The following is an 8,359-nucleotide window of genomic DNA, read 5'->3' on the forward strand; positions in this document are numbered from 1 at the left end:
TCAGGTTTCTCAGGCGGTGGCAGGGGTGGCGGTTTCGCTGACGCTGCTGGCAGCAGCCTGGCGTTGGCGCAGCAACCGGTTGGCAACGTCCAGCCAGGCCAGCGCAGAGGCTTCGATGATGTCCTTGCTGGTGCCGGTGCCGTCGTATTCGATGCCGTCGTGGCGCACGCTCAGGTTGGCCTCGCCGCGTGCATCGGCACCGATGCCGACGCTGTGCACGTGATAGCTGTCGAGCATCAGCTGCACGCCGGTGGCGGCCGACAACGCGCCGAACAGCGCATCCACCGGGCCATCGCCCTGCGCGGTCTCGGCCACGCGGTTGCCGTCCGGGTCGGACAGCTCGACCAGTGCATTGGCGCGACTGCCGACATCGCTGATGGTCATCGAGGCCAGGCGATAGCCCTGTGCATTGGCGCCGCCCTGCATCAAGGTCTGCAGGTCGGCATCGGTGACCACCCGCTGCTGCTCGCACAGGCCCTTGAACTGTTCGAACACCAGCTTCAGCTCTTCTTCGTCCAGCCAGAAGCCCAGTGCACGCAGGCGCGCTTCGACGGCGGCGCGGCCACTGTGGCGGCCCAGCACCATCTGCGAATCCTCCCAGCCCACGTCTTCCGGGCGCATGATTTCGTAGGTGCCGCGATGGCGCAGCATGCCATGCTGGTGGATGCCCGATTCATGGGCGAAGGCATTGGCGCCGACGATGGCCTTGTTGCGCTGCACCGGCATGCCGACCAGGCGCTGCAGCAGCTGCGAGGTGCCGACGATGCGCGGGGTGTTGATCGCGGTGTCCTGCTCGTAGAAGGCCTGGCGCACCTTCAGCGCCATCGCGATTTCTTCCAGTGAGCAGTTGCCGGCGCGTTCACCGATGCCGTTGACGGTGCACTCGACCTGGCGGGCGCCGCCCTCGATGGCGGCCAGGGAGTTGGCCACAGCCAGTCCCAGGTCGTTGTGGCAGTGCGCGCTGAAGATCACGTTGGCGGCATTGGGCACGTCGGCCACGCCGGCAATGACCTGCTGGAACATCGCGCGGATTTCCTCCGGCGTGGTGAAGCCGACGGTGTCGGGTAGGTTGATGGTGGTGGCGCCGGCGGCGATGGCCACGCGCGAGACCTCGATCAGGTAGTCCAGCTCGGTGCGGGTGGCATCTTCGGCCGAGAATTCGACATCGTCGATGTAGGAACGGGCCAGCGATACATGCTTGCGTACCGACTCCAGCACCTGCTCGCGGGTCATCCGCAGCTTGTGCTCGCGGTGCAGCGGGCTGGTCGACAGGAACACGTGCAGGCGCGGGTTGGCCGCGGCTTCCAGGGCACGTGCCGAGGTCTCGATATCGGTCTGCAGGCAGCGCGACAGCACGGCCAGGCTCAGGCCCGGACGGCGCAGTTCGCGGCCGATCAGGGCCATCGCTTCGCGGTCGGACTGCGAGCTGGCCGGGAAGCCGGTCTCGATGATGTCCACGCCCAGTTCGTCCAGCGCACGCGCCATCACCAGCTTCTGCGGTGGGCTCATGCTGCAGCCGGGGGACTGCTCGCCGTCACGCAGGGTGGTGTCGAAGATGCGGATGCGCGGGGTGGTAATTCGTTCGATGGTGGTCACAGGGAGATCTCCTCGACAACAGGTGCAACGGCGTGCAGGGGGGAAGGGGGGGCAGCGGTGGTGGGCGTGACGCCGGTCCGTGCCGGCGGGCGGGGCGTCTCGGCGCGACGCCGGCGCGGCTTGCGCGGCGGGCGTGGGCGGATGTCGGTCAGCAGGCCGGCCAGCACGCCGGCATCGATGTTGCCGCCGGAGACCACGGCGCACTTGCGGCGCCCGGCGATGCGTCGACCGGCAGCCAGTGCCAGCGCGCCCGCGCCTTCGGCGATGATGTGTTCTTCCAGTGCCAGCCGCACCAGCGTTTCACGCAGTTCGGCCTCGCGCACGATCACCACGTCGTCCAGCAGAGAACTGCACAGGCGACGGGTCAGGAAGCCGGGGATCTTCACCCGCACGCCATCGGCCAGCGATGCCACCGGGGCGATCTCGCGGACATCGCCGTGGATCGCACGGGCCATCGAGTCCACGCCTTCCACCTGCGCACCAATCACGCGCACGCCCTGCGACTTGAGCGCCAGGGCGACGCCGGCGGCCAGGCCGCCACCGCCGATCGGTACGATCACCACGTCCGGCGCGTGCGCGGCCAGCTCGATGCCGACCGTCCCCTGGCCGGCGATCACGTCGGCGTCGTCAAAGGCGGACAGGAAGCGATAGCCATGACGCTGCGCCAGTTCGAAGGCGAAGGCGCAGGCCTCGTCATAACTGTTGCCGTGCTGGCGTACGGTGGCACCCCAATGGGCGACACCGGCGATCTTGGTTGCCGGTGCACCGTGCGGCATCACGGTGATCGCGGGGACATCCAGCCGGTAGGCGGCCCAGGCAACGCCCTGGGCGTGATTGCCTGCCGAGGCGCAGATCACCGGGCGGCTGTCACCGCGCTCGCGGCCGGCCAGCAGGGCGTTCAACGCTCCGCGCACCTTGTAGGAGCCGGTCCGCTGCAGATTCTCCAGCTTCAGCCAGGTGCCGAAGCGTTCGGCATGATGCAGTGGGGTGGGCGGCAGGAAGCGGCGCAGGCGCGCCTGCGCGGCCAGGACATCGGCGACGCTTACGTCGCCGACATCACTTTCCTTGCTGGTATCAGCGGCCGGCATGGGCCACCGGCGCGGTGTGCGCGACCACCGCATGCGGGTACGGGCGGCGAAGAAGACGCCTCCGTACCGGCACCGTGGTCACAACGGTACGGGTGTTCATTGCGATACTCCTTCGATGCTGCTGTCTACCGGCGTCAGCTCAACCGATACGCAGTCGTAGATCTTTTCGATCTGCCGGCACAGCGTCTCCGCCGGTCGCTGGCCGTCCACGACCAGCTGCAGGTGCCAGCGTCCGTCATCGGCGGCGTCCGGAGCACCGCTGATCGAACGCGGCGCGAAGCCACGGCGCTCGGCCATGCCGATCACGCGCAGCAGCGCGCCTTCGGCCGGCTGCAGCACCAGGTCAAGCCGGTATTGCATTGGGAGTCTCCTGGCGGGCATGGGCTGGATTGCTTTCCAGCATGGTGCTGTTGGCGGTGTTCGGCGGCACCAGCGGCCACACGTTGGCGCGCGCGTCGATGGCCACGTGCAGCAGCGCCGGGCCCGGCTCGGCCAGCAGCGCGGCCAGGCCGCCTTCGACGTCATCGCGCGAATCGATGCGGCTGGCGGCGATGCCGAACACCTGGGCCAGGGCGACGAAATCCGGGTTGTCGGACAGATCGATCTCGCTGTAGCGCTCGGCGAAGAACAGCTCCTGCCACTGCCGAACCATGCCCAGCGAGCTGTTGTCCAGCAGCACGATCTTCACCGGCAGGCGGCACCGGGCGATGGTCGCCAGCTCCTGCACGTTCATCATGAAGCTGCCATCGCCGGACACCAGCACCACGGTGCGCTCCGGGCAGGCAAACTGCGCGCCCATCGCCGCCGGCAGGCCGAAGCCCATCGTGCCCAGCGCGCCGCTGGTCAGATGGTTGCGCGGATGATTGAAACGACAATGCTGGGCCACCCACATCTGGTGCTGGCCGACGTCGCAGGCAATCACCGTGTCGGCGGGTGCCAGTTCGCTCAGGCGCTTCAGCAGCGCCGGTGCGTAGATGTGCTGCCCTGGCGCGTCGTAGCGGGCGGCGAAGCGGTCGCGATGCTGCGCACAGCGGCTGCGCCATGCGTCCTGATGGGCCCTGGGGGAGGGGAAGGCCGCATGCAGGGCACGGATGGCGTGGCCGACATTGCCGGGCACGGCGACGTCGGCGCTGCGCAGCTTGGAGATCTCGTACGCATCGGCATCGATATGGACCACGCGCGCGAACGGAGCGAACTCCGCCAGCTTGCCGGTGGCGCGATCATCGAAGCGTGCGCCCAGCACCAGCAGCAGATCGCTTTCCTGCACCGCCATGTTGGCAGCGCGGGTGCCGTGCATGCCCAGCATGCCCAGCGACTGCGGATGGTGCGCCGGCAGAGCACCCAGTCCACGCAGGGTCATCACCGTGGGAATGCCACTGGCCTCGACGAAATCGCGCAGGTCCTGCACTGCATCGCCCAGTGCGATGCCACCGCCGGCATACACCACCGGCTTCTCCGCCGCCGCCAGCGCTGCGATGGCGGCGGCAATGGCGTCGTCGGTGGCTGCCGGCGGTGGTTCGACGCTGCTCGGCACATGCACCGGCAGGTGACTGGCATCGGCCACCTGCACGTCCTTGGGCAGGTCGATCAGCACCGGGCCGGGACGTCCTTCGCGGGCAATGCGGAAGGCATCGGCGACCACGCGGGGCAGGTCATCGACGCTGCGTACCAGCCAGCTGTGCTTGACGATCGGCATGGTCAGGCCGAACACATCCAGCTCCTGGAAGGCGTCGGTACCCAGCAGGGGCGTACCGACCTGGCCGGTGATGCAGACCATCGGCACCGAGTCCAGCATCGCATCGGCGATACCGGTGACCAGGTTCGATGCGCCGGGGCCGGAGGTGGCCACGCAGACGCCCACTTGGCCGCTGGCGCGTGCGAAACCGTTGGCGGCCAGCGCCGCGCCCTGCTCGTGCCGCACCAGGATGTGCTTCAACGACGAATCCACCAGCGCGTCGTAGAACGGCATGATGGTGCCGCCGGGATAGCCGAACAGCGTGCGGACGCCTTCGGCCTCCAGTGCCTGGGTCAGCCAGCGCGCCCCGTTGGGTGGCGCGCTGCGGTGTGTGGAAGAGTTCATGGGGGACCTTGCAAGCGGGTGGGGGAGGGCCGCGTGGTTACGCGGCCTGTCCTTGCAACCAGACCATCTTGGCGCGCAGTTCCTTGCCTACCTTCTCGATCGGATGCTCCAGGTCGGCCTGCTTGAACCGGTTGTAGTTCGGCAGGCCCGCTTCGTACTCGGCCACCCAGTTCTTGGTGAAGGTGCCGTCCTGGATGTCCTTCAGTACTTCCTTCATGCGCTCCTTGGTGCCGGCATCGATCACCCGCGGACCGCTGACGTAGTCGCCGTACTGCGCGGTTTCGGAGATGAATTCCAGCATGCGCGAGATGCCGCCTTCGTAGAACAGGTCCACGATCAGCTTCAGTTCGTGCAGCACTTCGTAATAGGCGATCTCGGGCTGGTAGCCGGCTTCCACCAGGGTCTCGAAACCGGCCTGTACCAGCGCCGAGGCGCCACCGCACAGCACCGCCTGCTCACCGAACAGGTCGGTCTCGGTTTCTTCCTTGAAGGTGGTCTGGATCAGATTGGCGCGGGCGCCACCGAGACCGGTCGCATAGGCCTGCGCATGCTGCGCGGCCTGGCCGCTGGTGTCCTGGTAGACCGCCCAGATGCACGGAACGCCACGGCCGATCTCGTACTCGCGACGCACCAGCGCGCCCGGGCCCTTCGGTGCGACCAGCACCACGTCCAGGTCGGCGCGCGGCTCGATCATGCCGTAGTGGACATTGAGGCCGTGGGCGAACAGCAGGCACGCGCCCTGCTTCATGTTGGGCGCCAGCACGTCGTTGTAGAGCTTCTTCTGCACCATGTCCGGAGTCAGCACGGCGACCAGGTCGGCATCCTTCACCGCATCGGCGGGAGCCACGACGGTGAAGCCATCGGCCTGGGCCTTGGCTTCGGTCGGGCCGCCCGGCCGCAGGCCTACCACCACATCGAAGCCGGATTCGCGCAGGTTCAGTGCGTGGGCGCGGCCCTGGCTGCCGTAGCCGATGACGGCGATCTTGGTCTGGGGCAGGTCGTTGGTGCTCATGGAGGAGGTTCCTTGCGGTGGGAAGAAAAAAGAACGGCCGGTCGTCGAAGCGACGTACCGGCCGGTCAGGGGAAAGCGGTGGAGGAGGGGCCGCGCATCGCACAGGAACGGCCGCCACGAGGCATCGTGGTGCAGCAGGTCCGGGTTTTGCAGAAGGCGGTGGTCATGGTGGTTGCGTCTGAAACCAGGTCTTGAAATGAAAAAACCCGCACCTGGGCGGGTGCGGGTTTTTGATCGAGTTCCGGTGTGTTCTATCTGCTTACACGCTGGCTCGTCCCGCACCTGTTGGTTGGGTAATAAGTACGAGCACAAGAATCGAACGCAGCGACGCGGCGCCGATGTCGGCGGCTTCGATGTGGGTTCGCGGTGGTGTGTTGTGTTGCAGCATGTGATCGAGAGAAACACAGCTGTTTTGACGATGTCAACCCTTGTCGGGGTGATTCCAGGCACTTTCCGCTGCGTCCAGCGGAATCGCTTGTGGCGCAAGGATGGTTGCCGCTGAAAGTGTTTCGGTGAACCCGAATTCACTCCTTTCACCAAGGTTTTTGCGCGGATTTTGGGGGTTCTGCCCGCCGGGCATGACCCGGTGCCGGCAGCGGTCGCCGCGGCCGCCTCGCCCCATGACCTCTGCCCGATACCGCGTGAAGGCCGCAGCGGCGATGATCGGTGCTACCACCCTTCTATCGGAACCCGACTGTGTCCCGACGCCTTGCCCGTTCCCTGCTGGCTGCCGCCGTCCTGGCGGCCATGCCCGCGCTTTCCCTCGCTGCCGACCGCATCACCGGCCACACCTTCGCCACCCGCTCGGAAGTCATCGCGCCTCACGCCATGGCGGCCACTTCGCAGCCACTGGCCACCCAGATCGCACTGGACGTGATGAAATCCGGCGGCTCGGCGGTCGATGCCGCCATCGCCGCCAATGCTGCGCTGGGCCTGATGGAGCCGACCGGCAATGGCATCGGTGGCGATCTGTTCGCCATCGTCTGGGACCCGAAGACACAGAAGCTGTACGGCTACAACGGGTCCGGCCGCTCGCCGAAGTCGCTGACCCTGGCCGAGTTCCAGCGCCGCGGCCTGAAGGAGATCCCGGCGACCGGGCCGTTGCCGGTCTCCGTGCCGGGTGCCGTCGATGGCTGGTTCGCCCTGCATGGCCGCTTTGGCCGCAAGCCCATGGCCGACAATCTTGCGCCCGCCATCCGCTACGCGCGCGAAGGCCACCCGGTGGCCGAGGTGATCGCCTATTACTGGGATCGTTCCGTGCCACGGCTGTCGCAGTATCCCGGCTTCAAGGAACAGTTCACGGTCAACGGGCATGCCCCGCGCAAGGGCGAGATGTGGAAGAACCCGAACCTGGCCGATACGTTGCAGAAGGTGGCCGACGGCGGCCGGGATGCCTTCTACAAGGGCGAGATCGCCCACACCATCGGCGATTACTTCAAGGCCAATGGTGGCTACCTGAGCTACCAGGACATGGCCGACCACCACGGCGAGTGGGTCGAGCCGGTCAGCAGCAACTATCGCGGTTACGACGTATGGGAGTTGCCGCCGAACAGCCAGGGCATCGCCGCGCTGCAGATTCTCAACGTACTTGAAGGCTACGACTTCTCGAAGATTCCATTCGGCTCTCCCGAGCACGTGCATCTATTCGTGGAGGCCAAGAAGCTGGCCTTCGCCGATCGTGCGCGCTTCTACGCCGACATGGCCTTCCAGCCTGCACCGGTCCAGAAGCTGATTTCCAAGGAGTATGCCGCGCAGCGGCGTGCACTGATTTCCATGGACAAGGCGTTGAAGGAAGTGCAGCCGGGCACGCCGAAGCAGCTGGAGGAGGGCGATACGATCTACATGACCGTGGCCGATGCTGACGGCATGATGGTGTCGCTGATCCAGTCGAACTACCGCGGGATGGGCAGCGGCATGGCGCCACCAGGGCTCGGCTTCATCCTGCAGGACCGCGGCGAGATGTTCGTGCTGCAGAAGAACCATCCGAATGGCTACGCACCGGGCAAGCGCCCGTTCCAGACCATCATTCCGGCGTTCATCACCAAGGATGGAAAGCCCTATGCCAGTTTCGGCGTGATGGGCGGTGCGATGCAGCCGCAGGGCCACGCGCAGATCGTGATGAACCTGGTGGACTTCGGCATGAACCTGCAGGAGGCCGGAGATGCGCCGCGTATCCAGCATGAAGGTTCCACGGAGCCGACCGGTCAGGCCACGGCGATGACCGATGGGGGGGAGGTGAACCTGGAGACGGGCTTCCCGTACGAAACGGTGCGCGCGCTGATGCGCAAGGGGCATCGCATCGTGTTCGCCGACGGTCCGTACGGCGGGTATCAGGCGATCATGCGGGATCCGGACACGGGCGTGTACTACGGCGCGTCGGAGAGTCGGAAGGATGGGCAGGCGGCGGGGTATTAAGGTCCCGGCCACCGGGCTGAGCCCCCTCGCGGCTGATCGCCAGAGCCGATCATGGATTGGGGCGTGCGGATGGGAATGCCGGGGGAAGCCGTGAATACGTCCTTGTAGGCTTGGCCGCGGCATCCATGCCGCGGACACCCCCGTCCTTCCCACCCGCACGCCCCCCGA

The 8,359-nt window shown here is 66.8% G+C and carries 6 protein-coding genes; 1 reads left to right on the top strand and 5 read right to left on the bottom strand.

Features of this window, described 5'->3' with window-relative positions:
* Nucleotides 1-9 precede the first annotated feature (9 nt).
* From IMX13_RS17135 to ilvC, 5 genes are all read right to left on the bottom strand, one after another.
* Nucleotides 10-1,596 carry a 2-isopropylmalate synthase gene (locus IMX13_RS17135; RefSeq protein WP_193396801.1) on the bottom strand — a complete coding sequence of 529 codons (1,587 nt, stop codon included), beginning with the start codon at nt 1,594-1,596 and terminating at the stop codon, nt 10-12.
* A complete protein-coding gene (locus tag IMX13_RS17140; protein ID WP_193396802.1) occupies nt 1,593-2,684 on the bottom strand; it encodes a threonine dehydratase in 1,092 nt (363 codons plus the stop codon). The genes IMX13_RS17135 and IMX13_RS17140 overlap by 4 nt, the downstream gene beginning before the upstream one ends.
* A 96-nt stretch (nt 2,685-2,780) precedes the next feature.
* Nucleotides 2,781-3,044: an ACT domain-containing protein gene (locus IMX13_RS17145; protein WP_053520294.1), complete on the bottom strand. Its 264-nt coding sequence runs from the start codon at nt 3,042-3,044 to the stop codon at nt 2,781-2,783.
* Entirely contained in the window at nt 3,028-4,764 is a 1,737-nt protein-coding gene (ilvG, locus tag IMX13_RS17150; RefSeq protein WP_111186805.1) for an acetolactate synthase 2 catalytic subunit, read from the bottom strand. Before ilvG ends, IMX13_RS17145 begins: the two co-directional genes overlap by 17 nt.
* Before the next feature lie 37 nt (nt 4,765-4,801).
* Nucleotides 4,802-5,776, bottom strand: a complete 975-nt coding sequence (gene ilvC / locus IMX13_RS17155) for a ketol-acid reductoisomerase (protein WP_053520296.1) — start codon at nt 5,774-5,776, stop codon at nt 4,802-4,804.
* 696 nt (nt 5,777-6,472) lie between these two features.
* Between ilvC and ggt the strand changes: the two genes are divergently transcribed.
* The gene (gene ggt / locus IMX13_RS17160) at nt 6,473-8,191 is read left to right on the top strand and encodes a gamma-glutamyltransferase (RefSeq protein ID WP_053520297.1); all 1,719 of its coding nucleotides are present in this window, start codon (nt 6,473-6,475) and stop codon (nt 8,189-8,191) included.
* The last annotated feature ends 168 nt before the right edge of the window (nt 8,192-8,359 follow it).

It is taken from the genome of Stenotrophomonas sp. B2 (assembly GCF_014947095.1).
Classification (GTDB): Bacteria; Pseudomonadota; Gammaproteobacteria; order Xanthomonadales; family Xanthomonadaceae; genus Stenotrophomonas; species Stenotrophomonas maltophilia_P.

Bases quoted from the DNA above. Each gene is read 5' to 3' on its own strand.
- ilvG (WP_111186805.1), bottom strand. From the start codon at position 4,764: ATGAACTCTTCCACACACCGCAGCGCGCCACCCAACGGGGCGCGCTGG.
- IMX13_RS17145 (WP_053520294.1), bottom strand. From the start codon at position 3,044: ATGCAATACCGGCTTGACCTGGTGCTGCAGCCGGCCGAAGGCGCGCTG.
- ilvC (WP_053520296.1), bottom strand. From the start codon at position 5,776: ATGAGCACCAACGACCTGCCCCAGACCAAGATCGCCGTCATCGGCTAC.
- IMX13_RS17140 (WP_193396802.1), bottom strand. From the start codon at position 2,684: ATGCCGGCCGCTGATACCAGCAAGGAAAGTGATGTCGGCGACGTAAGC.